Here is a 25,473-nt window from a genome sequence, read left to right as displayed (position 1 = left end):
CATGGACTTCCACGTCTCCGACTCGTACTTCGTGGTGGCCCACTTCCACTACGTCGTCTTCGGTACGGTCGTCTTCGCGATGTTCTCCGGCTTCCACTTCTGGTGGCCGAAGTGGACCGGCAAGATGCTTGACGAGCGTCTCGGCAAGATCACCTTCTGGACGCTGTTCATCGGCTTCCACGGCACCTTCCTGGTCCAGCACTGGCTGGGCGCCGAGGGCATGCCGCGCCGGTACGCCGACTACCTGGCCGCCGACGGCTTCACCGCGCTGAACACGGTGTCGACCATCAGCTCCTTCCTGCTCGGCCTGTCGATCCTGCCGTTCCTCTACAACGTCTGGAAGACGGCCAAGTACGGCAAGCCGGTCGGCGTGGACGACCCGTGGGGCTACGGCCGCTCGCTGGAGTGGGCGACGTCCTGCCCGCCGCCCCGGCACAACTTCGTGACCCTGCCGCGGATCCGCAGCGAATCCCCGGCGTTCGACCTGCACCACCCTGAGATCGCCGCGCTCGAACAGCTTGAGCACGCCGGTCACGGCACCGTCGTCGCGGGCAGCAAGGAGGCCGGCAAGTGAAGATCCAGGGACGGATGTTCATCTGGCTGAGCGTCTTCATCCTGATCATGGCCATCGTGTATGGCGTGTGGTCGAAGGAGCCGGCCGGTACCACCGCGCTCTTCCTGGCCTTCGGTCTGAGCGTCATGATCGGCTTCTACCTGGGCTTCACGGCCCGGCGGGTCGACGCGGGCGCCCAGGACGACAAGGAGGCCGACGTCGCGGACGACGCGGGCGAGCTGGGCTTCTTCAGCCCGCACAGCTGGCAGCCGCTCATGCTGGGCTTCGGCGGCGCCGTCGCCTTCCTCAGCATCGCGATCGGCTGGTGGCTGATCTACTTCGCCGCCCCGTTCATCGTGGTCGGCCTCTTCGGCTGGGTGTTCGAGTACTACCACGGTGAGAACCGCACCCAGTAGAACGCGCGGCAGTACTCCGGGAGCCCGGACCCCCCATCAGGAGGGTCCGGGCTCCCGGCGTTTCCGGCTGCTCCGGCGTGTCCTGCGCGCCCCCTCCGCGGTGTCCTCCTTCTGGCGCAGTGTCGTTCGCTCGTACGAGTTACCTGCCATGCCGGTGAGCCCTTCATCTCATAGCGTGATCATATGAACCACACTCCGCGGACCCGCACCGTCGTCAGCTGCACGCTGCTGGTGACCGCCCTCGGCGCGGGCGTCACCGCTTGCGGTTCGGACGGCAACCCCTTGTCGGCCAAGCCGTACGACGCAGCGGGCCAGATCTCCTTCAACGGCCCCACCGAAGCGGGGAAGCGGGCCGACCCGGACAAGCCCCTGGAGGTGACCGCCGACGGCGACGAGGGCCGTATCACGGACGTCACCGCCCAGGACTCCACAGGGCGCCATGTGGCGGGCGAACTCGCCGCCGACGGCAGCCGCTGGCACAGCACCTCCCCGCTGGCCGCCAACGCCCACTACACGGTCACGGTGAGCACCGAGGACGAGGACGGCGCGCCCGGCCGCAAGGTCTTCACGTTCGACACCAGCCAGCCGACCACCAAGCAGCGCCTGAACGTCACGTTCGGGCCGGAGAAGGGCACCTACGGCGTCGGCCAGCCGATCACGGCCCAGCTCGACCACGAGATCAAGGACAAGGCACAGCGCGCCGTCGTGGAACAGGCCCTCCGGGTGGACTCCGCGCCGGCCGTGCAGGGTGCCTGGCACTGGGTTGACAACAAGGAACTCCACTACCGGCCCAAGGAGTACTGGCCCGCTCACGCCACCATCCAGGTGCACAGCAACCTGGAGGGCGTCAAGATCGGCGACCGGCTGTGGGGCGGCACGGCCAAGCCGCTGAAGATCACCACGGGTGACAGGATCGAGGCCCTCACGGACGCCGCCACGCACCAGATGACGGTCTACAAGAACGGCCAGGAGATCAACCAGATCCCCATCACGACGGGCAAGCCCGGCTTCGAGACCCGCAACGGCGTCAAGGTCGTCCTGGCCAAGCAGTACTTCGTACGCATGCGCGGCACCACGGTCGGCATCGCCGAGGGCAGCGCCGACTCCTACGACCTGCCGGTCTACTACGCCACCCGGGTCACCTGGTCCGGCGAGTACGTCCACGCCGCCCCCTGGTCGGTGGGCTCGCAGGGGTACGCCAACGTCAGCCACGGCTGCACCGGGATGAGCACGTCCAACGCCGAGTGGTTCTTCGACACCGTCCGCGAGGGCGACATCGTCAAGGTCGTCAATTCCAACGGCGACGACATGGAACCCTTCGGCAACGGCTTCGGCGACTGGAACGTCGACTGGCAGAAGTGGCGCCAGGGCAGCGCCCTCTTCAACGGCAAACCGGACGGCCCGGCCCCGGGGGACGCGCTACGCGTCCAGCCGGCGGCGGCGTGATGAAGGGGCGCGGGGAACGGCGCGAGGAGGACCCACCGGCCCGCACTCGCCCACGAACCCGGCGCCCCGCCCCGCTAGGCGCCCACCAGGCGCCGCTGACGCAGCAGAGAGGCCAGGGAGGAGGCGAACTCCATCGGATCCACCGGCAGGGTGACCGCCGCGTCGGCCCGGCTCCACGTGGCCAGCCACGCGTCCTGCGGCCGTCCCATGAGCAGCAGCACCGGCGGACAGTTGAACACCTCGTCCTTGATCTGCCGGCACACCCCCATGCCGCCCATCGGCACGGCCTCGCCGTCGAGCACGCAGACGTCGATGCCGCCCTTGTCCAGCTCCCGCAGCACCGCCTGCGGAGTCGCACACTCCACGAACTCGACGAGGGGGACGTCGGGCGCCGGCCGACGCCCGGCGGCCAGCCGTACTTGCTCGCGGGTGTTGGAGTCGTCGCTGTAGACCAGCACCGTGGCGGTCGGCTGCATTGTTCCTCCGAGACGTCAGCGTCGTACGGACAGGACGGGCAGGCCCGTTCCGGCGGATGTTACTCCCGCCATCGTCCCCGTGAACACCACGTCAACACCGGTCCGGCGGGTGGCAACACTCCGAACGGCACCCCCCGGAGTGAGCGCGAGATAAGCGACCGACATAATGTCGGTCGTGGCGACAGCAACGACAGTAGAAACCGGGCACGCGCACCCGTCGGTCAACCGGCCGAACCTCACCAGCGTCGGAACCATCATCTGGCTGAGTTCCGAGCTGATGTTCTTCGCGGCCCTCTTCGCGATGTACTTCACCCTCCGGTCGGTGACCGGACCAGCTCACTGGAAGGAGATGGCGGAGGCACTCAACGTGCCCTTCTCCGCCACGAACACCACGATCCTGGTGCTCTCCTCCCTCACCTGCCAGCTCGGCGTGTTCGCGGCCGAGCGCGGCGATGTGAAGAAGCTCCGTGGCTGGTTCATCCTCACCTTCATCATGGGTGCGATCTTCATCGGCGGTCAGATCTACGAGTACACGGAGCTGGTGAAGAAGGACGGCATCTCGCTGTCCTCCGACCCGTACGGCTCGGTGTTCTACCTGACCACCGGCTTCCACGGCCTGCACGTGACGGGTGGTCTCATCGCCTTCCTGCTGGTCCTCGGCCGCACCTACATGGCCAAGAGGTTCACTCACGAGCAGGCGACCGCCGCCATCGTCGTGTCCTACTACTGGCACTTCGTCGATGTCGTCTGGATCGGCCTCTTCGCCACGATCTACCTGATCAAGTAGCCGGGACCGCTCCCGCACATCCAGAAGCACCGACGCAGAAGATCCTGACACCGGGGTAATCCGTGAAAAAGCTCTCCGTACGACGACGCCATCCGCTGGCGGCGGTCGTCGTCCTACTCCTCGCGCTGGCGGCCACTGGGGGGCTCTACGCCGCGTTCGCGCCCGCGGGCAAGGCGCAGGCCGATGAAACCTCCCAGTCCCTGACCATCAAGGAGGGCAAGAAGCTCTACGAGGTCGGCTGCGCCAGCTGCCACGGCACCGGTGGCCAGGGCTCCTCCGACGGCCCGAGCCTCGTCGGCGTGGGCGCCGCGGCCGTCGACTTCCAGGTCGGCACCGGCCGTATGCCCGCCGCCACCTCGCAGGGCGCCCAGGTCCCGCGCAAGAAGAACATCTACTCGCAGGCCCAGATCGACCAGCTCGCCGCGTACGTCGCCTCGCTGGGCGCCGGCCCGAGTGTGCCCACGAAGCAGCAGTACGGCCCCGCGGGCGCGGACATCGCCAAGGGTGGCGAGCTGTTCCGCACCAACTGCGCGCAGTGCCACAACTTCACCGGCAAGGGCGGTGCCCTGACCAAGGGCAAGTTCGCGCCGGACCTGGAGGGTGTCGCTCCGAAGCACATCTACGAGGCCATGCAGACGGGCCCGCAGAACATGCCGTCCTTCCCCGACACCACGCTGTCGGAGAAGAACAAGAAGGACATCATCGCGTACCTCAACGCGGTCAACGGCGACAAGACCGAGAACCCGGGTGGTCTGGAGCTGGGCGGCCTCGGGCCGGTCAGTGAGGGTCTGTTCGGCTGGATCTTCGGCCTCGGCACGCTCATCGTGGTCGCCGTCTGGGTCGCCGCTCGGACCGCAAAGGCCAAGAAGTCATGAGTAGCCAAGACATTCCAGAAGAGAACCTGCCCGCTGAGCAGGACCACGCGCACGGCGCGGTAGGGATCGCGGACGAGGAGAACCCGTTCGCGGACCCGGGGCTGCCGCCGCACGAGCACCGGATCCAGGACATCGACGAGCGGGCCGCCAAGCGGTCCGAGCGCGTGGTGGCCCTGCTGTTCACGGTGTCGATGCTGGCCACCATCGGCTTCATCGTCGCGTACCTGGCCATCCCGAACGACAAGCAGATCTTCGTCTTCCCGATCGGGCACATCAGCGCGATGAACTTCGCGCTCGGCCTGACCCTCGGTGTGGCGCTGTTCTGCATCGGCGCGGGCGCGGTCCACTGGGCCCGCACCCTGATGTCCGACGAGGAGATCGCCGACGACCGGCACGCGATCGAGGCTCCCTCCGACGTCCGGGCGAAGGTCCACGCGGACTTCCGCCAGGGTGCCAAGGAGTCGGCGCTCGGCCGCCGCAAGCTGATCCGCAACACGATGTTCGGCGCGCTGGCCCTGGTGCCGCTCTCCGGTGTCATGCTGCTCGGCGGTCTCGGCCCGGCGCCGGGGACCAAGCTCCGCCACACCATGTGGGCCAAGGGCAAGCGCCTGGTCAACATGAACACGAACCAGCCGCTGCGTCCCGAGGACGTCGTCGTCGGCTCGCTCACCTTCGCCAAGCCGGACGGCCTGGAGGAGCACTCCGAGGAGTTCCAGACGGAGATCGCCAAGGCCGCCCTGATGATCGTCCGGCTCCAGCCGGGCAACATCAAGGACAAGCGCGAGCTGGAGTGGTCGCACGAGGGCATCGTCGCCTACTCGAAGATCTGCACCCACGTCGGCTGCCCGATCTCCCTGTACGAGCAGCAGACGCACCACGTGCTGTGCCCGTGCCACCAGTCCACCTTCGACCTCTCCGACGGCGCCCGAGTGATCTTCGGTCCCGCCGGCCACGCCCTGCCGCAGCTGCGCATCGGTGTGGACAGTGAGGGTTACCTCCAGGCGCTCGGCGACTTCGAGGAGCCCGTCGGTCCTGCATTCTGGGAGCGCGGATGAGTACTTCAGCGAACGAGACCTCCCGCCCGCGCGGGAAGGCACCGGCCGGCGAGCGTCTCGCCGACTGGGCCGACGGCCGGCTCGGGATCTACTCCCTCGCCAAGGCCAACATGCGCAAGATCTTCCCCGACCACTGGTCGTTCATGTTGGGTGAGGTCTGCCTCTACAGCTTCATCATCATCATCCTGACGGGTGTCTACCTGACGCTGTTCTTCCACCCGTCGATGAACGAGGTGGAGTACCACGGCTCCTACGTCCCGCTCCAGGGACAGCTGATGTCCGAGGCGTTCAGCTCGACCCTGCACATCTCCTTCGACGTGCGCGGTGGTCTGCTCATCCGGCAGATCCACCACTGGGGCGCGGTCGTCTTCATCGCCGGCATGTTCGTGCACATGATGCGCGTGTTCTTCACCGGCGCGTTCCGCAAGCCGCGCGAGGTCAACTGGCTCTTCGGCTTCCTGCTGTTCGTCCTGGGCATGTTCACCGGTTTCACCGGTTACTCGCTCCCGGACGACCTGCTCTCCGGCACCGGTGTCCGCTTCATGGAGGGCGCGATCCTGTCCGTGCCGATCGTCGGCACGTACATCTCGTTCTTCCTCTTCGGCGGCGAGTTCCCGGGCGGCGACTTCGTGGCCCGCTTCTACTCGATCCACATCCTGCTGCTGCCGGGCATCATGCTGGGCCTGGTGGTGGGCCACCTGATCCTGGTCTTCTACCACAAGCACACGCAGTTCGCGGGTCCCGGCAAGACGAACAAGAACGTCGTCGGCATGCCGCTGCTGCCGGTGTACATGGCGAAGGCCGGCGGCTTCTTCTTCCTGGTCTTCGGTGCGCTCGCGGCCCTCGCGGCCGTCGCGCAGATCAACCCGATCTGGGCCATCGGCCCCTACCGTCCGGACCAGGTGTCCACCGGCGCCCAGCCGGACTGGTACATGGGTATGGCCGAGGGCCTGATCCGCGCCATGCCGGGCTGGGAGATCAACTTCTGGGGCCACACGCTGGTCCTGGGCGTGTTCATCCCGCTGATGCTGTTCGGCGTGATCCTCGGCGCGATCGCGGTGTACCCGTTCATCGAGGCCTGGGTCACCGGCGACAAGCGCGAGCACCACATCCTGGACCGCCCGCGCAACGCCCCGACCCGTACGGCGTTCGGTGTCGCCTGGCTGACCGTGTACTTCGTGATGCTGATCGGTGGCGGCAACGACATCTTCGCCACGCACTTCCACCTGTCGATCAACGCGGTCACCTGGTTCGTCCGGATCGCCTACTTCGTGGGTCCGGTCCTCGCCTTCATCGCCACCAAGCGGATCTGCCTGGGTCTCCAGCGCCGCGACCGCGACAAGGTGCTGCACGGCCGCGAGACCGGCATCATCAAGCGACTGCCGCACGGTGAGTTCATCGAGGTGCACGAGCCGCTCAGCCAGGAGCAGCTGCACACGCTCACCTCGCACGACCAGTACCAGCCGGCCGAGATCGGTCCGACGGTCGACGAGAACGGTGTCGAGCGCAAGGTCCCGGCCTCTCAGAAGCTGCGGGCGAAGCTGTCCAACGCCTACTTCGGCGAGGACAACCAGATCCCGAAGCCGACCGTCGAGGAGTACAAGGAGATCACGAGCGGCCACGGCCACCACTGATCCCCGCGTCGCCACGCCACGCCGAAGGGCCCCGTCCGCAACCCGGACGGGGCCCTTCGCCGTGCCGCCCGGCTGGATAGGGTGGTGTACGACGTAGCAGGAACCTGTTCAAGGAGCGGCTGATGAGCGCTGTGACCCCCGCTGGAGGCGACACCGCGGCGGGCCGCTCCTGGCCCGCCCTGCTGAACGGTCTGCTGGACGGCCGGGACCTGTCCGCCGACGACACCGCCTGGGCGATGGACCTGATCATGCGCGGGGAGGCGACCGACGCGCAGATCGCCGGGTTCATGGTGGCGCTGCGGGCCAAGGGCGAGACGGTCCAGGAGATCACCGGACTGGTCCGGACGATGTACGCGCACGCGAACGTCATCGAGGTGCCCGGCCCGGCCGTGGACATCGTCGGCACCGGCGGCGACGGCGCGAAGACGGTGAACATCTCCACCATGTCCTCGATCGTCGTCGCGGGCACGGGGGCGAAGGTCGTCAAGCACGGCAACCGCGCCGCGTCCTCCGCCTCCGGCTCCTCCGACGTCCTGGAGAAGCTGGGCGTCAACCTCAACCTGACCCCGCAGCGGGTGGCCGAGGTGGCCGAGGAGGCCGGCATCACCATCTGCTTCGCGGTGCGGTTCCACCCGTCCCTGCGTCATGTCGCCGCCGCGCGCGGCCAGTTGGGCATCCGGACCACCTTCAACGTGCTGGGCCCGCTGACCAACCCCGCGCAGGTGCGGTCGCAGGCCGTCGGGGTCGCGGATCCCCGCATGGCGCCGATCGTCGCCGGTGTCCTCGCCGAGCGCGGCAACTCCGCGCTGGTCTTCCGGGGCGACGACGGCCTGGACGAGCTGACCGTCACCGCTACCTCCCGGGTGTGGGTGGTCCGGGACGGCAAGGTCACGGAGGAGGTCTTCGACCCGCGCGAGGCCGGCATCGACCTCGTCCCCGTGGACGCCCTGCGCGGTGCCGACGCCTCCTACAACGCGGCGGTCGCCCGCCGGCTGCTGGACGGCGAGAGGGGGGCCGTACGGGACGCCGTCCTGCTGAACTCGGCGGCGGCGCTGGTGGCCCTGGAGCCGGCGGACGCGCCGCTCACCGAGCAGATCCGCGCGGGCATGGCGCGGGCCGCGGAGTCGATCGACTCGGGCGCGGCCAAGCGCACCCTGGACCGCTGGGTGGCCGTCAGCAACGCCTGACGCCCCCGGGAGTCGTCCCGCGATCCGGACACGGGTTGCGGGACGACGATCACTTCAGTACGTTCCTGTACCAGGTCATGAGTGACAGTCATGAGGCCCCGGCCGACTGTCCGGCAACCCTCCGTCCGTGGCGGGGTGCCCCGGGTGAAGACCAGGTCGTACGGCAGCAAGGCCTACGGCAAGCGCGGACCCCTCACACACCAGGGGTCCTGGTCGTTCGAGGGAGTCCTCCGTGAGCAAGCGAATGCGTTAGGGCCGCAGAGCCCCGCCTCCGCACACCCCTTTTTCTCTCTTCGCCTTCCTCTCACGGGAGTTCCGCCATGTCCGTCTCCACCGCTGCCGCCGACCAGTCCGTTTGCACCCCTCTGCCCGTTCTGGGGCGAGATGTCACCGTTCCGCTGGTCACCGGCGGCGAAGTCAGCTACGCCGCCCTGGACTACGCGGCCAGCGCCCCCGCCCTCCAGCGCGTCTGGGACGACGTCGCCGCGTACGCCCCGTACTACGGCAGTGTCCACCGCGGCGCCGGCTACCTCTCCCAGCTCTCCACCGACCTGTTCGAGAACGCCCGCAAGACGGTCGCCGAGTTCCTCGGCTGCCGCCCGGCCGACCAGGTGATCTTCACCCGCTCGACCACCGACTCCCTCAACCTGCTGGCCCGGGTGATCCCGGCCGACTGCGAGGTCTTCGTCTTCGAGACCGAGCACCACGCCTCCCTGCTGCCCTGGCAGGACGCGCGGGTCACCTGCCTCGACGCCCCGCGCACCCCGCGGCAGGCGGTGCAGACCCTGGAGCGGGCCCTCGCCGGCCGTGACCCGTACGGCCCGGCCCTGGTCTGCGTCACCGGCGCCTCCAACGTCACCGGCGAGCTGTGGCCGGTGCGTGAACTGGCCGCCGCCGCGCACGCCCACGGCGCCCGCATCGTCCTGGACGCCGCCCAGCTGGCCCCGCACCACCCGGTGGACCTGCGTGACCTGGACGTCGACTGGGTCGCCTTCTCCGGCCACAAGCTGTACGCCCCCTTCGGCTCCGGCGTCCTGGCCGGCCGCGCCGACTGGCTCCAGGCGGCCGAGCCGTACCTCGCGGGCGGCGGCGCCAGCCGCAAGGTCACCCGGCGCCAGGACGGCGGCGTGGCCGTCGAGTGGCACGAGACCGCGGCCCGGCACGAGGCGGGCTCCCCGAACGTCATCGGCGCCTACGCCATCGCCTCCGCCTGCAAGGCCCTCACCGAGGCCGGCTGGGACACCCTCGTCGCCCGCGAACAGCACCTGATCGCCAAGGTCCGCGAGGGCCTGGCCGAGGTGCCCGAGGTGCGCGTGCTGTCCCTCTTCGGCGACGACGCCCCGCGCGTCGGCGTCATCTCCTTCGTCGTCGAGGGCTGGAACAGCTCGCACTTCGCCGCCGCGCTCTCCGCCGAGTACGGCATCGGGGTCCGCGACGGCCTCTTCTGCGCCCACCCCCTGGTCCGCACCCTGCTCGGCAGCGACCCGCAGACCCAGGGCGAGTGCGGCGCCCCCGAGGCGGCCCCGGGCGAGAAGTCCCTCAACGCCATCCGCGTCAGCTTCGGCGCGGGCACGCCGGACGAGCACGTGGAGCGCTTCGTCAACGCCGTCAGGGAACTGGTGACGGAGGGCGCGAAGTGGCAGTACCGCACGGAGGACGGCCGCTGCGTGCCCGCGGTCTGAACGGCGCTATAACCTCCCCTTGACACCACGTCGGACAGGGGGACCCCGTCAGTGCAGCCGCTGCGTGCCACAGATCCGCGCCACATCGGCCCGTACGCCACCACGCACAGACTGGGAGCGGGCGGCATGGGCGAGGTCTACCTCGCCGAGTCCCGCACCGGGCTGCGGCTCGCGGTGAAGGTCGTACGGGCCGAGCACGCCGAGGACCGCACCTTCCGCGCCCGCTTCCGCCACGAGGTCCGCGCCGCCCAGACCGTCGGCGGCGCGGACACCTACACGGCGCGGGTCGTGGACGCCGACACCGATGCCGAACGGCCTTGGATGGCAACGGAGTTCGTCTCCGGACCCAACCTGCGGGACGCCATCCTGGACCACGGCGCGCTGCCGCGCCCCGCGGTCCGGATCCTCGCCGCCGCGCTCGGCGAGGCGCTGGCGGCCATCCACGCCAAGGGGCTGGTCCACCGGGACCTGAAGCCGTCGAACATCCTGCTGGGCCCGGACGGGCCCCGGGTCATCGACTTCGGGATCGTCCGGGCGCTGGAGGCCACCGCGCTGACCCGCACCGGCGCGGTCGTCGGCTCGGTCGGCTACGTCTCGCCGGAGCAGATCCGCAACGGCGGCCAGGTCGGCCCGCCCAGCGACGTCTTCTCCCTGGGCGCGGTCCTCGCGTACGCGGCGGCCGGCCGGGAGCCGTTCGGGGAGGGCCAGGACTCGGTGGTCCTGCTGCGCATCCTCACCCGCGACTTCGACCTGTCCGGCGTGCCGCAGGACATCCGCCCGCTGGTGACGGCCTGTCTGCGCGAGGACCCGCTGGAGCGCCCGCAGCCGGCGGAGGTGGTGGCGAGCGCCGGGTTCGCCCCGGACACCCTGCGCGCCGCCGTCCGCCCGGGCTGGTACGGCCCCGCGTCCCGGCCCCGCCCCGCCCCGGACGACCGCCCCAGCGGCGTGGAGTACCTGGCCCCCCACCCCACCGCCACCGACCCCGCCGGCCCGGCGGACTCGACCACCCGCGCCACCTGGACCGACCCCGCGGACCATGCCACCCCGGCGCACTCGGCCGCCCCGGACGCCCCGCTCGGCTCCGCGGCCCCTGCGCCCCCGGAGGACTCCGCCGCCCCCGGTGGCTCGGCCGTGGCGGCGACCCGGAGCGGCTCGGGGGCCCGTGCGGAGCTGGAGGGCTCGGCTACGCGTGCCACCGCGACCGACGCGGCGGACCGCGCCACCCCGGCGGGCTCGGCTGCCCCCGGTACCCCGCTGGGCCCGGTGGCCCCTGCGCCCCCGGAGGACTCCGCCGCCCCCGGTGACTCGGCCGTGGCGGCCCCGACCGATTCCGTCACCCCTGGCACCCCTGGCACCCCTGGCACCCCCGGCGGCTCGGCCGGGGCGGTCATCTCCGTCGACTCCGGCGCCCCAGGCCGCCGACTGGGCGCCGTGGCTCCCGGTCGGCGCCGGCTCCTCAAGGCCCTCGCCGGGGGAGCCGTCGCCGGGGCCGGGGCCGGGGCCGGGGTCGGCGGTGGGCTGTGGGAGTACGGGTTCCGTAGCGAGAGCAGTGGCGGCAGCGACAGCCCATCGGCCCCGTCGGGGGCGGCGGTGCTGCGCTGGCAGTACGACCTCGGCGGGATCGGCGGCCTGGACGGGGCCTGCTGCGCGCTCTCCCCGGACGGTTCCGTCGTCTACGCGGGCACCTCCGGCGGCGTGCTGCACGCGATCTCCCGGGACGGCTCCAAGCGCTGGAAGGTCCGGCTCGGCGATGACGTCTCCACCCCCGTGGCCACCCGGGACGCCGTGTACTGCGTGGTGGGCCTGCACTCCGAGGACGCGCGCCGGCTGACCGCGGTGAGCCCGTCCGGCAGCCCGCTGTGGACCCGCACCCTCGGCGACCAGCGGTACGACGTCCCCGTCCTGCTCGGCCAGGACGTCCTCGTCTCCGTCGGCGGCACGAACACGGGCGGGCTGCGCTGCTACGCCTCCGACGGCAGCGAGAAGTGGACCGCCAAGACCCTGGCCGGCCCCACCGGCGCCCCGCTGGTCTCGGGCGGGACGGTCTGCACGGGCAGCTACGGCGACGTCCTGCTGGCGCTGGACGCGCGGGACGGTTCGCGCAGGTGGCAGGTGTCCGCGGGCACCGACGCCACCGCCGTCGCCCTGGCGGGCACCACCGTGTTCACGGACTCCGCCGCCGAACTCCAGGGCTTCCGCATCTCGGACGGCCGACGGCTGTGGCGCCAGGAGGACAACGGCGGGACGCTGACCGGGGGCAGCCGTACCCTGGCCGTCGGCACCGAACAGGGCGGCGTGTACGCCGTCCGGGCGGCCGACGGCTCCCGTGCCTGGACGCACGGCTTCGAGGGCGGCTCGGCCGATCCCCGCGCGGTGGTGGCCGGTGACACCGTGTACGCGCATGCGGGCGAGAAGGTCTGCGCCCTGGACCTGAACGGGAAGAAGCGCTGGAACGCGGTCGTGGGCCGGGACGCGGGCGACGACCAGCACACCCCGGTCGTGCGCGGCGGCCGGCTCTACGTCCCCTCGGGCACCGGGATCGCCGCGGTGGACGTGAGCGCCTAGCTCCCCCTGGTCCTAGTTGTCGAGGCCGATCGCGAACGCGGCCTCCAGGTCGTGCTGGGAGTAGGTGCGGAACGCGACGTGCGTGTCCGTGGCCTCCACCCCGGGGATCTTGCTGATCCGCCCCGGAATGATCTCGGCGAGATCCTCGTGCTCCCGCACCCGGACCATCGCGATCAGGTCGTACGTACCGGTGACGGAGAAGACCTCGCTCACCGAATCCAGCGAAGCGATCCGCTCCGCGATCTCGGGGATCCGGTCCACGCTGGTCTTGATCAGGACGATCGCGGTGATCACGGCTGTCTCTCTCCCTCGGTGACCGGAGCTGCGGAGGGTTTCACTCTAGCTGTACGGCCATAACGCACCCACGCGTAACCGAACCCCAGCCCGAACCCCACCAGGTGTGCCAGATACGCCACCCCGGGGCCGTCGGAGGCGCGCCCCGCCGCCAGCCACTGGAGGGCCGCCCAGGACGGCAGCACCACCCAGGCCGGGAAGCGCAGCGGCAGGAAGAACAGGAACGGCAGGAGACTGGTCACACGGGCCCGGGGGAAAAGGTAGAGGAACGCTCCGAGGACCGCCGAGACCGCCCCGGAGGCGCCGACCAGCGACTGCTCGGAGGCCGCGTTGGCCGCCGCGTACCCCAGCAGGGCGAGGTAGCCGCAGCCGACGTAGAACAGGGTGAACTCCACCCGGCCCATCCGCTCCTCGGTCATCACCCCGAAGACGAAGAGGAAGAGCATGTTGCCGAGCAGGTGCACCCAGCTGCCGTGCACGAACAGCGCGGTGGCCGGGGTGAGCGCGGCCCCGGCCGGACCGTCGAACAGCTCGGCCGGGACCACGCCCCAGTGCCGGAAGTACGTCCGCTGCGCGGCGAGCAGCGCGTCCCCGGAGCCGTACCCGGGGACCAGCCCGGAGGCCGGGCCGAGGGCGAAGACCAGACCGCACAGGACGATGAGGCCGTACGTCATCGGTGCCGAGGCGCCCCGGACCGCTCTGAGTGTCCTGCCGGCCGCCGTGCTCCAGGTGCTGATCATGACTACAGAGCATGACGTAACGGGACGCTTGCTGACAGACCGCCTCGCCGCCGTGGACGGACGGGCGGCGGGCACCCACCAGGCCGTAGGGTTACGGCCACACGCGTCGGGGGACGGCGCGGACCGATACGAGAAGGAAGAGAACAGTCACCATGACGGTTCCGCTGCCGACGGCCACGACACGATGGCGTTGCACCCTGTGCGGCAACCTCACGCGCTTCGACGTGACCCGCTCGTCCAAGGTCGTCGAGTACGTCCACCTCGACCTGGCGGGCGAGCCGACGGTGGAGGAGTGCGAGGTGGTCAGTGAGACCATCGAATCGGTGCGCTGCCGCTGGTGCAACGCGGTGGACCAGGTGGAACTCGTGGACAGGCCGGGCGCCGGCTCCTGAGCGGAGCGGCCCCGGAGAGGCTTATTCCGGTATTGGGGTGTGACGGATGGTGGAGACCGCAGGCGGGGGGCCGGGCGACGGCACCGCTGAGGTGCTTGACCGTCCGCTGCCCGACGGCGTGCGCAAGCGGGTCGTGCAGATCGTGTCGGACGGCTTCGGCGGGCTGACCGTGGCCGAACTGCCCGCCCAGCTCAGGCAGTACGCCCGGTTCGCCCCCAATCGCCGGGCGAAGTTCGCCGGGAACGCGATGGCGGCGGCGCTGGAGACCGATGCCGTGTTCCGGCAGCGGATCGGGGAGCGGTTCAGAGAGGCGCAGCCGGAACTCGCCGGTGCCCTCGACGCCGGCTCACCGCCCCCGGCCGCGGACCCGCTCGACGTGGCGGCCGCGGCCTACGTGCTGCGCCCGGCGGGCTGGGTGAAGCTGGTCACCGCGGCCGGCGAGGAGGCCCAGCGCGCGCACGCCGAGCGCGCCGACGAGGAGAACCGGGCCGAGCTGGAGCGGCTGCGCGCGGAGCTGGCGCAGGCCCGCGACCACACCCGCGCCGAGACCGAGCGGCTGCGCGCGGAGCTCGAATCGGCGAAGAAGGAAGCGGAATCGCTTCACCGCAAGCTGCGCGCCGCCCTCAGCGACGTCAAGCGGGGCGAGGCCGCGCTGCGCAAGGCGCAGGGCGAGACGGACGCCGTACGCGCCGAGGCGCAGGCGCAGGTGTCGGCCGCGGAGAGCGAGTCCCGGCGGCTCAGAACCCGCCTGGGCGAGGCCGAGGCCACGCTGGAGGCCACCCGCCGGGCGGCCCGGGAGGGCCGCAGCGTGGAGGACATGCGGGTACGGCTGCTGCTGGACACCCTGCTGGAGGCGACCCAGGGGCTGCGGCGCGAACTGGCCCTGCCCCCGGTGTCCGTGCGTCCGGCCGAGACGGTGGACGCGGTCGAACCGGGCCGGATGACGCCGAAGGACATCGCGGCGCGCGCCCTGTCGGAGAACGATCCGGCCATTCTCGATCAACTGCTCGCCCTGCCGCAGGCGCATCTGGTCGTCGACGGCTACAACGTGACCAAGACCGGCTATCCGCAGATGCCGCTGGAGAAGCAGCGGCTGCGGCTGCTGGGGCAGCTCTCCGCGCTCGCCGCGCAGACCGGGGCCGAGGTGACGTGTGTCTTCGACGGCGCCGAACTGGCCGCGCCGGTGCTGCTCGCGCCGCCGCGCGGGGTGCGGGTGCTGTTCTCCAAGCCGGGCGTCACGGCGGACGAGCTGATCCGCCAGCTGGTGCGCGCGGAGCCGCCGGGGCGTCCGGTCATCGTCGCCTCCACCGACCGCGAGGTGGCCGACGGGGTCGCGAAGGCGGGTGCCCGACCGGTGGCCTCTGCGGTGCTTCTGAAGCGACTGTCCTGAAGGTCCAACGGGCGTAGTCGATGCCCGAATTGGCCGTATCGTCACGCAACGTAGCGTCAACCGGCTCTCACTGCACGTGAGTTGTGTGCAAAGAATGCACTCTGTGACGAGATTTTTCGCTGTGGGATTTGAACTGATCACAACGAGGTCACTAGGGTCTGGGCTCGAACCTCCGAACGGGTGATCACTCACAAGAAGGAGTTCGTCCTCCGTGGCGTCCCACCGTCGACCCAAGCAGCCGAGCCGCACCCGTGTGACCGTGCTCACCACCGCTGCCGCAGCTGCCGTCGCGCTCAGCGCCAACGCCGCCAACGCCGCGCCGAGCGAGAAGCTCGGCAAGGACGAGGTCAAGGCGAAGGTCGACAAGCTCTACGAGCAGGCCGAGCAGGCGACCGAGAAGTACAACGGCGCCAAGGAGAAGCAGCAGAAGCTGCAAAAGGAGATCTCCACCATCCAGGACAGCGTCGCCCGCGGCCAGGAGGAGCTCAACAAGCTGCGCGACGGCCTGGGTTCGCTGGCCACCGCCCAGTACCGCTCCGGCGGCATCGACGCCTCGGTCCAGCTCTTCCTGTCGTCCAACCCGGACGACTACCTCGACAAGGCGTCCACGCTCGACCAGTTGAGCAGCCAGCAGGTCGACGCGCTGAAGAAGATCCAGGACAAACAGCGCGAACTCGCCCAGGAGCGGGCCGAGGCGACGGAGAAGCTCAAGGACCTCTCCGCCACCCGCACCGAGCTGGGCAACAAGAAGAAGGAAGTCCAGAGCAAGCTCGCCGAGGCGCAGAAGCTCCTGAACTCCCTCACCGCCAAGGAGAAGGCGCAGCTCGCCGAGGAGCAGCAGCGCGCCAACCGCTCCTCCACCGAGCGCGTGGACCTCGGCGACACCCCGCCCGGCTCCGGGTTCGCCCAGGCGGCCTTCTCCGCCGCCCAGACCCGGCTCGGCTCTCCCTACGTCTACGGCGCCACCGGCCCCTCCTCCTTCGACTGCTCGGGCCTGACCTCCTGGGCCTACGCCCAGGCCGGCGTCTCCATCCCGCGCACCTCCGAGGCGCAGTCGCAGATCGGCACGAGGATCTACAACCAGAGCGACCTCAAGGTCGGCGACCTGGTCTTCTTCTTCAACGACCTGCACCACGTCGGCCTCTACGCGGGCCGCGGCCAGATCCTGCACGCCCCGCGCACCGGTACGGTCGTCCGGTACGAGTCGATGACGACCATCGGTGGCCCGTTCATGTTCGGCGTCCGGGTCTGACACCCGGCGACACACGGACACGATGGCGCCCGAACGGGCGAATCCCGGGGACCGGAACTGACTCCACGCCCCGCCGGTGACCTGCGTCAGCGGCGGGGCGTCAGTCTGTGTTGACTCCGGGGTCTTTGGCCCCGGCCCGTCCGCACGGCTACTGTCTGCCGCGTTTCCCCGGCGCCGGGGCCTCCCCGTCCCCAGGCGCCGGGGAAACGGTCTGTGTCCGCCAGCAGTGAGGACTGCCGTGGGGTCCCATCGTCGCCTTGCCCCGTCCGGATTCGACCGGGGTGCCGTCGCCCTGTGCGTGCTGTCGGCCGCCGCCGCGCTCGGCGCCGTACCGGCGCAGGCCGCGCCGGGCGCCGACACCCGGGCCGAGGTGGACCGCCTGTACGAGGAGGCCGAGAAGGCGACCCAGGCCTTCGACAAGGCCGACGAGCGCGCCGGCCGGCTGCGCCGGGAGGTCCGGGACGCCCAGGACCACATCGCCCGGCAGCAGCAGCGCGTCAACGACCTGCGGGAGCAGCTCGGTTCGCTGGCCGGTGCCCAGTACCGCTCCGGTGGCCTCGACCCGACGGTCGCCCTGTTCTTCTCCGCCGACCCCGACGACTACCTGGACAAGGCGTCCACGCTCGACCGCATCGGCGCCCGGCAGGCCCGCCGGCTGGGGGAGTTGCAGTCGGCGCTGCGCGACCTCGCCCAGGAGCGGGCGGAGGCGGCCGGGAAGCTCGCCGAGCTGGAGAGGAGCCGCGAGGCCGTGGCCGCGCACAAGCGGACCGTGGAGCGCAAGCTCGCCCGGGCCCGGCGGCTGATCGACGCCCTGCCCGCCGCCGACCGCGCGGCCTACCACCGGGCCTCCCGCGACGGCCGCGCCGCCCTGCCCGGCCTGAGCGGTGTGCCCGCCCCGGACGGCCGCGCCGCCGCCGCCCTGGCCGCCGCCCGCTCCGCCCTCGGCCGGCCCTATGTGTGGGGCGCCAACGGCCCCTCCGGCTTCGACTGTTCGGGCCTGATGCAATGGGCGTACGCGCACGCCGGGGTCCATCTGCCGCGCACCTCGCAGGAGCAGCGGTTCGCCGGCCGGCGGGTGCCGCTCTCCCAGGCCCGCCCAGGTGACCTGGTCGTCTACCGCTCCGACGCCAGCCATGTGGCGATGTACGCCGGCAACGGCCAGGTCATCCACGCCCCCTATCCCGGTGCTCCGGTGCGCTACGACCCGGTCGGGATGATGCCGGTCTCCTCGGTCACCCGGCCCTGACCGCCCTCCTCGCCGTACGATCGGGAAATGGCTGGTCGCAGGCGGGCGTGGGAGATCGGGGCCGTGGGGCTCGCCCTGCTGCTGCCGCTGGCCGGGTGCGGCGGGCACACGGTGACCGACTCCGCGCGGGCCGAGGTGCAGCGGCTGCTCGACCGGCGCGCGGCGGCCCTGCTCGGCCACGACGAGACGGCGTACGGCGCGACCGGCACCCGCACCGAGTACACCCGGCTGCGTGCCCTCCCGCTGTCCTCCTGGAGCTACCGGGTCACCACCCTGCGCCGCACCCCCTCGGGCGCCACCGCCGACGCCGACCTGCGCTACCGCGTCGCCGGCTACGACGGGGGCCCCGTCGACGCCCGCCGCACCCTCACCCTGGGCCGCGCGGCCGACGGCCACTGGTACGTCACCGCCGACAAGCCCGCCCGGAAGGCCGGGCAGCAGTTGTGGGACCAGGGCACGGTGACCGCCGTCAAGGGCGCGCACAGCCTGGTGCTCGGCGCCGGGGGGTCCGCCGCGGGCCTGCGGCCGTACGCGCGGCTGGCCGACCGGGCGGTCCCCGCCGTCTCCGGGGCGTGGGGCCGCCACTGGAGCCGCCGGATCGTCGTACTCGTCCCCCCGTCCCTGGAGGGCATGGCGGCGCTGCTCGGCTCGCCCGCCGCCGACTACCGGGGCATCGCGGCCGTCACCACGGGCGAGTCGGGCGGCTCCGGCCGGTCGCCGGCGGACCGGGTGCTGGTCAACCCGGAGGCGTACGCCGTGCTCGGGGACGCCGGCAAACAGGTCGTCCTCACCCACGAGACGACCCATGTCGCCACCCGGGCGGACACCACCGCCGCCACCCCGCTGTGGCTCTCCGAGGGCTACGCCGACTGGATCGGCTATCTGGGCACCGGCCGCACCCCGGCCGAGATCGCGCCGGAACTGGCCCGGACCGTCCGGGACGGCGAGGCGCCCGAGGCGCTCCCCGGCGACGAGGCCTTCGCCTTCACCCGCGAGCCGAGCCGGCTCGCGCGGGCCTACGAGGGCGGCTGGCTGGCCTGCCGGATGATCGCCGAGCGGTGGGGCGCGGACCGGCTCGCCGCCTTCTACCGGGCCGTCGGCGCCCACGGGAAGCGGGCGGGCGCGGTGCGGGAGGCACTGGAGAAGGTGCTCGGGACGACACCGGGGGAGTTCACCACGCGCTGGCGCGACTACATCACGACCCGCCTCGGCTGACCACGGCGGCCTGCTCGGCGCGTCCCCGCCCGGTCGGGGACGGCACCCGGCGGGGGCAGGCGGCCGTACGACCGCCCTGGCCGCCCGGCGTCAGGAGGACACCGGGGTCTGTGTCGCGGGGCTGGTCCGGGGCGGGAAGGGGGTGGCCGCGGACGGCGGGGCGGTCGCGCGCCACAGCCGGCGGGCCGCCGTGACCGTGGCCGCGGCCAGCAGGCCGTTGCGCACCACCAGCAGCGTGACCCCGTACCAGTCGCTCGTCACCACGTGCGAGAAGCCCAGCGGGAACTCCAGGACCGTCACGAAGGACGCGAGGAGGCAGAGCAGCGCGGGCGGTCCCATGCGGCTCGCCCGGTACGACAGGCACACCGCGGCCAGGCCGATCAGCCACACCAGGTACTGGGGGCTGATCACCCGGCTGGTCACCGTGAACAGCAGCACCGCCGTCAGGGCCGCGTCGGCGAGGGTGTGCGGCGCGAACCGGGTCGCGCGCAGCCGCCACAGCAGCAGCCAGCCGAACGCGGCCCCGGTCAGCGCCAGCGCGGCCGTGCTGACCTGGTCGACGTGCGGGCCCAGGAACTCGATCGAGCCGTAGTTCAGCAGCACCTCGCCCCGCCAGCCGAAGTGCCGGGCCACGTGGAAGACCAGGGCGCCCAGCGACTCCACCTCGGTGCCCCGGTCCCGCTGGAAGGTCAGGAACGCGAAGGCGCCCGGCATGGACACCGCGAACAGCAGCGCGAGACCCGCCGCGGTCACCACCGCCGCCGCCCACGCCCGCCGCCGCACGGCACCGACCAGCAGCAGCGCCGGCCACACCTTCAGCAGCGCCCCGAAGGCCGTCAGGGCGCCCATCACCCGCGGGTGCCGGGTCCCGGCCAGCAGCGCCGCCACGGCCACCGCGGTCACCATCACGTCGTAGCGGGCGTACACCGTCGGCCCGAGCAGCGGCACGCCCGCCACCCACACCCAGGCCCCGCGCGGCGACCGGTCCGGCCGTCCGCCCGCGTACCGCAGCAGGGCCAGCACGACGGCGTCGGCGAGGCAGGCCAGCACGAAGAAGGCGTGCGCGTACGACAGGAAGGGCAGGACGCCGGGGGAGAGGACGGGGAGGGCCGCGGCGGGCGGGTACTGCCAGGTCACGTCGTCCAGCGGAAACGTTCCTTGACGCAGGACCTCGTACCAGCCGCGGTAGATCACCGACACGTCCGAGGTGACGTCCGGGCCCGGGAACGCGAACACCCGGAACACGAACAGCAGCAGCAGCGCACGGGTGACGGCCCAGGTCGCGAGCAGCCATGCCAGGGACCGCCCGGCACCCTTCGTCTCCACCTGATCCCCTGCCGTCCGGTTCCCGCGTCGATCGCCGTGCCGTTCGCATCCGCTGCGAGCGTCCATGATGTCGTGCACACCTGTGCGCATGCCACAGGCTCGGCCGCGCCCGACCTCGAACGCCCCGTTCGGTAGGGTCGGCGGCGATGCACAAGACCCTGATCGTCACCAACGACTTCCCGCCCCGGCCGGGCGGCATCCAGGCCTTCCTGCACAACATGGCCCTGCGCCTGGACCCCGGCCGGCTGGTCCTCTACGCCTCCACCTGGAAGCGCGGCCGGGAGGGCGCCGAGGCCACCGCCGCCTTCGACGCCGAGCAGCCCTTCACCGTCGTGCGCGATCGTACGACCATGCTGCTGCCCACCCCGCGGGCCACCCGGCGGGCGGTCGGGCTGCTCCGCGAGCACGGGTGCACGTCCGTGTGGTTCGGCGCGGCGGCACCGCTGGGCCTGATGGCGCCGGTGCTCCGGAAGGCCGGCGCCGAGCGGCTGGTGGCCACCACCCACGGCCACGAGGCCGGCTGGGCCCAGCTCCCCGCCGCCCGGCAGCTGCTGCGCCGGATCGGCGAGTCCACGGACACGATCACCTACCTCGGCGAGTACACCCGCTCCCGGATAGCGACCGCCCTCACGCCCCAGGCGGCCTCGCGGATGGCACAGCTGCCGCCGGGGGTCGACGAGAAGACCTTCCACCCGGCCTCCGGCGGCGACGAGGTCCGCGCCCGGCTCGGGCTCACCGACCGCCCGGTGGTCGTCTGCGTCTCCCGGCTGGTCCCGCGCAAGGGCCAGGACACCCTGATCCGGGCCCTGCCCCGCATCCTGGCCGCCGAGCCGGACGCCGTGCTGCTGATCGTCGGCGGCGGACCGTACGGGAAGGACCTGCGCCGCCTCGCCCACGAGACGGGGGTCGCCGGCTCGGTGCGCTTCACCGGCGCCGTGCCCTGGTCCGAGCTGCCCGCGCACTACGGCGCCGGGGACGTCTTCGCGATGCCCTGCCGCACCCGGCGCGGCGGCCTGGACGTGGAGGGCCTCGGCATCGTCTACCTGGAGGCGTCGGCGACCGGCCTGCCGGTCGTCGCGGGCGACTCGGGCGGCGCCCCGGACGCGGTCCTGGAGGGCGAGACGGGCTGGGTGGTCCGGGGCGGCTCGGTGGAGCAGACCGCCGAACGGATCGTGGCCCTGCTGGCCGACGCCGGACTGCGCCGCCGCATGGGGGAGCGGGGCCGGCGGTGGGTGGAGGAGAGGTGGCGCTGGGACCTGCTGGCGGAGCGGCTGAAGACGTTGCTCTGAATCGTGCCGGCACTCTGGGCGGAACCCGAAAATCCGCCGATGCTGCCCGCATGACAGCAAAACTGACGAGGCGTCACATCCTCGGGGTGGCCGCACTGCAAACCGCCGCCACCCTCGGTCTCACCCGTATCGGTCTCCAGTCCGCGCGGGCCGTCGAACCGGCCGCCGTCGACAACTCCCCCGCGATCGTGGTCGGTTCCGGATACGGCGGCGCGGTCGCCGCCCTCCGTCTCGGCCAGGCCGGCATCCGCACGCTCGTCCTGGAGATGGGCCGGCTGTGGAACACCGCCGGCCCCGACGGCAAGGTGTTCTGCTCCACCACCGCCCCCGACCAGCGCTCCATGTGGTTCCGCACCCGCACCGAGGCCCCGCTCGCCACGTTCCTCTGGCTGGACGTGGTGAACAGGGCCATCACCCCCTACCCGGGCGTCCTGGACCGCGTGCACTACGACCACATGTCCGTCTACGTCGGCCGGGGCGTCGGCGGCGGCTCCCTGGTCAACGGCGGCATGGCGGTCACCCCGCCCCGGTCCTACTTCACCGAGCAGTTCCCGGCCGTGGACGCCGACGAGATGTACGGCACCTGGTTCCCGCGCGCCCGCGCCATGCTCGGCGTCAACTCCGTCGACCCCGCCTGGTTCGAGTCGACCGAGTGGTACCGGTTCACCCGGACCTCCCGGAAGGCCGCCGCCAACGCCGGCCTGAAGACCACCTTCGTCCCCAACGTCTACGACTTCGGCCACATGCGGCGCGAAGCCGCCGGTACGGCCGAGAAGTCCGCGCTCGCCGGCGAGGTCATCTACGGCAACAACCACGGCAAGCGCAGCCTCGACCAGACCTACCTGGCCGCCGCCCTCGGCACCGGCAACGTCACGATCCACACCCTGGAGAAGGTCACGTCGGTCACCCGGGCGAGCGACGGTTCGTACGTCCTGACCGCCGACCGGATCGACGACACCGGCGCGGTCGTGGAGACCAGGCAGTACGGCTGCACGTACCTCTTCCTCGGCGGCGGCAGCCTCGGCACCACCGAACTCCTCGTCCGCGCCCGGGACACCGGCACCCTGCCCGACCTCGACCCGGCCGTGGGCGCCGGCTGGGGCACCAACGGCAACACCATGCTCGGCCGCGCCAACCACCTGTGGGACACCGTCGGCGCCGACCAGGCCACCATGCCCGTCATGGGCATCGACGACTGGGCCAACGCCGACAACCCGGTCTTCGCGGAGATCGCCCCGCTGCCCATGGGCTTCGAGCACTGGATCAGCCTGTACCTCGCGATCACCAAGAACCCCGAGCGGGCGACGTTCTCGTACGACGCCTCCTCCGGCGGGGTGCGGCTCGGCTGGACCGCCGCCCAGAGCGCCGTCTCCGTCGGCATGGCCAAGAAGCTGTTCGACCGGATCAACGCGGCCAACGCGACGATCTACCGGCACGACCTGTTCGGCTCCGGCGACAAGGTCTTCGCGGACGACTTCACCTACCACCCGCTCGGCGGCTGCGTGCTGGGCAGGGCCACCGACGCCTACGGGCGGGTGAAGGGCTGTCCACGGCTGTACGTCACCGACGGCTCGCTCGTCCCCGGGTCGATCGGCGTGAACCCCTTCGTCACCATCACGGCCCTCGCCGAACGCACCATGGCGCGGGTCCTCGCCGAGGACACCGCGCCATGAGGCACCGCCCGGGTCACCGGGCGTGGAGGGCCGCCCCTCACTTGGCGTAGATCGCCTCGATCTCGGCCGAGTAGTCCTTCGCCACCACGTTCCGCTTGAGCTTCAGCGACGGGGTGAGGTGGCCCGACTCCTCCGTGAACTGGGAGGGCAGAATGCGGAACTTCCGCACCGATTCCGCCTTCGACACCGCGGCGTTGCCGTCGTCCACGGCCTCCTGGATCGCCGCGAGCAGATCCGGGTCGTCCTTCAGCGACGCCGCGGTGGCGCCCGCCGGCTTGCCGTGCTCGGCGCACCAGCGGCCCAGGAACTCCTCGTCGATGGTGACCAGCGCGCCCACGAACGGCCGCCCGTCGCCCACCACCATGCACTCCGCGACCAGCGCGTGCGCCCGGATCCGGTCCTCGATCACCGCGGGGGCCACGTTCTTGCCGCCCGCCGTGACGATGATCTCCTTCTTCCGGCCGGTGATCCGCAGATAGCCGTCCTCGTCGAGGGTGCCGATGTCACCGGTGTGGAACCAGCCGTCGGCCAGCGCCTCCGCCGTCGCGCCCGGGTTGTTCCAGTACTCCTTGAACAGGTGCTCGCCGTGCAGCAGCACCTCGCCGTCGTCGGCGATCCGCACCACCGAGCCGGGCAGCGGCTGCCCGACCGTGCCGATCTTCTGCCGGTCCCACGGGTTGAACGCGGTCGCCGCACAGGACTCGGTCAGGCCGTAGCCCTCCAGCACCGTGAAGCCGATGCCCCGGAAGAAGTGCCCGAGCCGCTCGCCCAGCGGGGCGCCGCCGGAGATGGCGTACTCGCCCCGGCCGCCCAGCACCGCGCGCAGCTTGCCGTAGACCAGCTTGTCGAAGACCTTGTGCTTCAGCTTCAGGCCGAACGACGGGCCCGACGGGCTGTCCAGCGCCTTGCTGTAGGCGATCGCGGTGTCCGCCGCCTTGTCGAAGACCGCGCCCTTGCCGTCCGCCTGCGCCTTGGCCCGCGCCGCGTTGTAGACCTTCTCGAAGACCCGCGGCACACCGAGGATCAGCGTCGGCCGGAACGCGGCCAGTTCGTCGGTGAGGTTCTTGATGTCCGGGAGGCAGCCCAGCTTGATCGGCGCCATCATCGGCGCCACCTGCACCAGCCGCCCGAAGACGTGCGCGAGCGGCAGGAAGAGCAGGACGGAGCACTCGCCGGTGCGGAACAGCGGGCGCAGCCGCTCCACGACGTTGCCGCACTCGGCGAAGAAGCTGCGGTGGGTGAGGACGCAGCCCTTGGGGCGCCCGGTCGTGCCGCTGGTGTAGACGATGGTCGCCGGGTCGTCGGCCTTGGCGAGCGAGCTGCGCTCCTCCACCGTCGCGTCCGACACGTCCTGCCCGAGCCGGCCCAGCTCCGCGACGCCCCCGGCCTCGATCTGCCAGACGTGCTTCAGCGCGGGCAGCGACTCGCGCACCGCCTCCACGGCCGCCACGTGGTTGTCCAGCTCCACGACGCAGGCGGTGGCGCCCGAGTCGGACAGGATCCACTGCACCTGCTCCGGCGAGCTGGTCTCGTACACCGGCACGGTGATCGCGCCCGCGCTCCAGATCGCGAAGTCCAGCAGCGTCCACTCGTAGCGCGTCCGCGACATCAGGCCCACCCGGTCGCCCGGCTGCACCCCGGAGGCGATGAGACCCTTGGCGGCCGTGCGCACCTCGGCGAGGAACTCCCGGGCGGTCACGTCCTGCCAGCCACCCCCCACCTTGCGGGCGATCACGGCGACGTCGGGATGCTGCGCGGCGTTTCTGCGGACGATGTCGGTCAGATTCCCGTCCGCGGGGACCTCGTACAAAGCCGGAAGGCTGAACTCGCGCAAGGCTGCTGCTCCTCATAGGGCGCCGACGCCACGACGTTGTGCGATGCGACGGTGCGGTCCAAGGCTCGGGCAGGTGCTCCGGAACAACATGAGGATTCACATGTTGAAATCCTGAGCACGACTGGACTGCCCGGACGTTACCCGCC

At 71.5% G+C, this 25,473-nt stretch carries 22 protein-coding genes and 1 riboswitch; of the genes, 17 read left to right on the top strand and 5 right to left on the bottom strand.

Features of this window, described 5'->3' with window-relative positions; all coding sequences use genetic code 11:
- The 3 genes from IE294_RS08930 to IE294_RS08920 all read left to right on the top strand — a co-directional run.
- On the top strand, window positions 1-574 hold a 574-nt coding region (locus tag IE294_RS08930; protein ID WP_189884077.1), incomplete at its 5' end, for a cbb3-type cytochrome c oxidase subunit I.
- Window positions 571-969 (top strand): cytochrome c oxidase subunit 4, encoded by a 399-nt coding sequence (locus IE294_RS08925; protein WP_189884075.1) that lies wholly within the window; start codon window positions 571-573, stop codon window positions 967-969. The genes IE294_RS08930 and IE294_RS08925, both read left to right, overlap by 4 nt.
- A gap of 183 nt (window positions 970-1,152) precedes the next feature.
- Window positions 1,153-2,415, top strand: coding sequence for a L,D-transpeptidase (locus tag IE294_RS08920; protein ID WP_189884073.1), 1,263 nt, complete (start codon window positions 1,153-1,155; stop codon window positions 2,413-2,415).
- A gap of 74 nt (window positions 2,416-2,489) precedes the next feature.
- Here the strand turns inward: IE294_RS08920 and IE294_RS08915 are convergent, their stop codons facing one another.
- Window positions 2,490-2,891, bottom strand: a complete 402-nt coding sequence (locus tag IE294_RS08915) for a response regulator (protein WP_189884071.1) — start codon at window positions 2,889-2,891, stop codon at window positions 2,490-2,492.
- A gap of 166 nt (window positions 2,892-3,057) precedes the next feature.
- Between IE294_RS08915 and ctaE the strand changes: the two genes are divergently transcribed.
- The 7 genes from ctaE (at window position 3,058) to IE294_RS08880 (ending at window position 12,676) form a co-directional block, all read left to right on the top strand.
- On the top strand, window positions 3,058-3,678 hold the full coding sequence (ctaE, locus tag IE294_RS08910) for an aa3-type cytochrome oxidase subunit III (protein WP_014672235.1): 621 nt from the start codon (window positions 3,058-3,060) through the stop codon (window positions 3,676-3,678).
- A gap of 62 nt (window positions 3,679-3,740) precedes the next feature.
- On the top strand, window positions 3,741-4,553 hold the full coding sequence (qcrC, locus tag IE294_RS08905; RefSeq protein ID WP_189815698.1) for a cytochrome bc1 complex diheme cytochrome c subunit: 813 nt from the start codon (window positions 3,741-3,743) through the stop codon (window positions 4,551-4,553).
- A complete protein-coding gene (gene qcrA, locus IE294_RS08900; protein ID WP_189884069.1) occupies window positions 4,550-5,608 on the top strand; it encodes a cytochrome bc1 complex Rieske iron-sulfur subunit in 1,059 nt (352 codons plus the stop codon). Before qcrC ends, qcrA begins: the two co-directional genes overlap by 4 nt.
- On the top strand, window positions 5,605-7,242 hold the full coding sequence (gene qcrB / locus IE294_RS08895; protein WP_189884067.1) for a cytochrome bc1 complex cytochrome b subunit: 1,638 nt from the start codon (window positions 5,605-5,607) through the stop codon (window positions 7,240-7,242). The genes qcrA and qcrB overlap by 4 nt, the downstream gene beginning before the upstream one ends.
- A 122-nt stretch (window positions 7,243-7,364) precedes the next feature.
- Window positions 7,365-8,429 (top strand): anthranilate phosphoribosyltransferase, encoded by a 1,065-nt coding sequence (gene trpD, locus IE294_RS08890; protein ID WP_189884065.1) that lies wholly within the window; start codon window positions 7,365-7,367, stop codon window positions 8,427-8,429.
- A 73-nt stretch (window positions 8,430-8,502) separates the two neighbouring features.
- Window positions 8,503-8,620, top strand: a riboswitch (SAM riboswitch).
- Window positions 8,621-8,749: 129 nt separating this feature from the next.
- Window positions 8,750-10,111 carry an aminotransferase class V-fold PLP-dependent enzyme gene (locus tag IE294_RS08885; RefSeq protein WP_189884063.1) on the top strand — a complete coding sequence of 454 codons (1,362 nt, stop codon included), beginning with the start codon at window positions 8,750-8,752 and terminating at the stop codon, window positions 10,109-10,111.
- Between the two features lie 51 nt (window positions 10,112-10,162).
- Window positions 10,163-12,676 carry a serine/threonine-protein kinase gene (locus tag IE294_RS08880; protein WP_189884061.1) on the top strand — a complete coding sequence of 838 codons (2,514 nt, stop codon included), beginning with the start codon at window positions 10,163-10,165 and terminating at the stop codon, window positions 12,674-12,676.
- Between the two features lie 12 nt (window positions 12,677-12,688).
- On the opposite strand, the gene IE294_RS08875 is transcribed toward IE294_RS08880, so the two are convergent.
- Complete coding sequence (locus IE294_RS08875) at window positions 12,689-12,970, bottom strand: Lrp/AsnC family transcriptional regulator (protein WP_014672228.1); 282 nt, start codon at window positions 12,968-12,970, stop codon at window positions 12,689-12,691.
- Window positions 12,967-13,710 carry a rhomboid family intramembrane serine protease gene (locus IE294_RS08870; protein ID WP_189884058.1) on the bottom strand — a complete coding sequence of 248 codons (744 nt, stop codon included), beginning with the start codon at window positions 13,708-13,710 and terminating at the stop codon, window positions 12,967-12,969. Before IE294_RS08870 ends, IE294_RS08875 begins: the two co-directional genes overlap by 4 nt.
- A 152-nt stretch (window positions 13,711-13,862) precedes the next feature.
- On the opposite strand from IE294_RS08870, the gene IE294_RS08865 reads away from it, so the two are divergent.
- The 5 genes from IE294_RS08865 (at window position 13,863) to IE294_RS08845 (ending at window position 19,205) form a co-directional block, all read left to right on the top strand.
- Window positions 13,863-14,102: a hypothetical protein gene (locus IE294_RS08865; protein ID WP_189884056.1), complete on the top strand. Its 240-nt coding sequence runs from the start codon at window positions 13,863-13,865 to the stop codon at window positions 14,100-14,102.
- Between the two features lie 46 nt (window positions 14,103-14,148).
- Window positions 14,149-15,492 carry an NYN domain-containing protein gene (locus IE294_RS08860; protein WP_189884054.1) on the top strand — a complete coding sequence of 448 codons (1,344 nt, stop codon included), beginning with the start codon at window positions 14,149-14,151 and terminating at the stop codon, window positions 15,490-15,492.
- Between the two features lie 211 nt (window positions 15,493-15,703).
- Window positions 15,704-16,744, top strand: a complete 1,041-nt coding sequence (locus IE294_RS08855; RefSeq protein WP_189815690.1) for a C40 family peptidase — start codon at window positions 15,704-15,706, stop codon at window positions 16,742-16,744.
- Between the two features lie 238 nt (window positions 16,745-16,982).
- On the top strand, window positions 16,983-17,990 hold the full coding sequence (locus tag IE294_RS08850; RefSeq protein WP_189884052.1) for a C40 family peptidase: 1,008 nt from the start codon (window positions 16,983-16,985) through the stop codon (window positions 17,988-17,990).
- 27 nt (window positions 17,991-18,017) lie between these two features.
- On the top strand, window positions 18,018-19,205 hold the full coding sequence (locus tag IE294_RS08845) for a hypothetical protein (RefSeq protein ID WP_189884050.1): 1,188 nt from the start codon (window positions 18,018-18,020) through the stop codon (window positions 19,203-19,205).
- Between the two features lie 90 nt (window positions 19,206-19,295).
- On the opposite strand, the gene IE294_RS08840 is transcribed toward IE294_RS08845, so the two are convergent.
- Window positions 19,296-20,531, bottom strand: a complete 1,236-nt coding sequence (locus tag IE294_RS08840; protein ID WP_189884049.1) for a glycosyltransferase 87 family protein — start codon at window positions 20,529-20,531, stop codon at window positions 19,296-19,298.
- Between the two features lie 146 nt (window positions 20,532-20,677).
- Between IE294_RS08840 and IE294_RS08835 the strand changes: the two genes are divergently transcribed.
- Both IE294_RS08835 and IE294_RS08830 read left to right on the top strand, forming a co-directional pair.
- Window positions 20,678-21,820: a glycosyltransferase family 4 protein gene (locus IE294_RS08835; protein ID WP_189884047.1), complete on the top strand. Its 1,143-nt coding sequence runs from the start codon at window positions 20,678-20,680 to the stop codon at window positions 21,818-21,820.
- 50 nt (window positions 21,821-21,870) lie between these two features.
- On the top strand, window positions 21,871-23,493 hold the full coding sequence (locus IE294_RS08830; RefSeq protein ID WP_189884045.1) for a GMC oxidoreductase: 1,623 nt from the start codon (window positions 21,871-21,873) through the stop codon (window positions 23,491-23,493).
- 37 nt (window positions 23,494-23,530) lie between these two features.
- Here IE294_RS08830 and IE294_RS08825 read toward each other — a convergent pair whose 3' ends face one another.
- The gene (locus IE294_RS08825; RefSeq protein WP_189884043.1) at window positions 23,531-25,327 is read right to left on the bottom strand and encodes an AMP-dependent synthetase/ligase; all 1,797 of its coding nucleotides are present in this window, start codon (window positions 25,325-25,327) and stop codon (window positions 23,531-23,533) included.
- Window positions 25,328-25,473 lie beyond the last annotated feature (146 nt).

The organism is Streptomyces canarius (assembly GCF_014650735.1).
In the GTDB taxonomy this organism is placed as follows: Bacteria; Actinomycetota; Actinomycetes; order Streptomycetales; family Streptomycetaceae; genus Streptomyces; species Streptomyces olivaceoviridis.
Note: the sequence above shows the minus strand (reverse complement) of the source record. Positions and strands in the feature narration are given on the sequence as shown.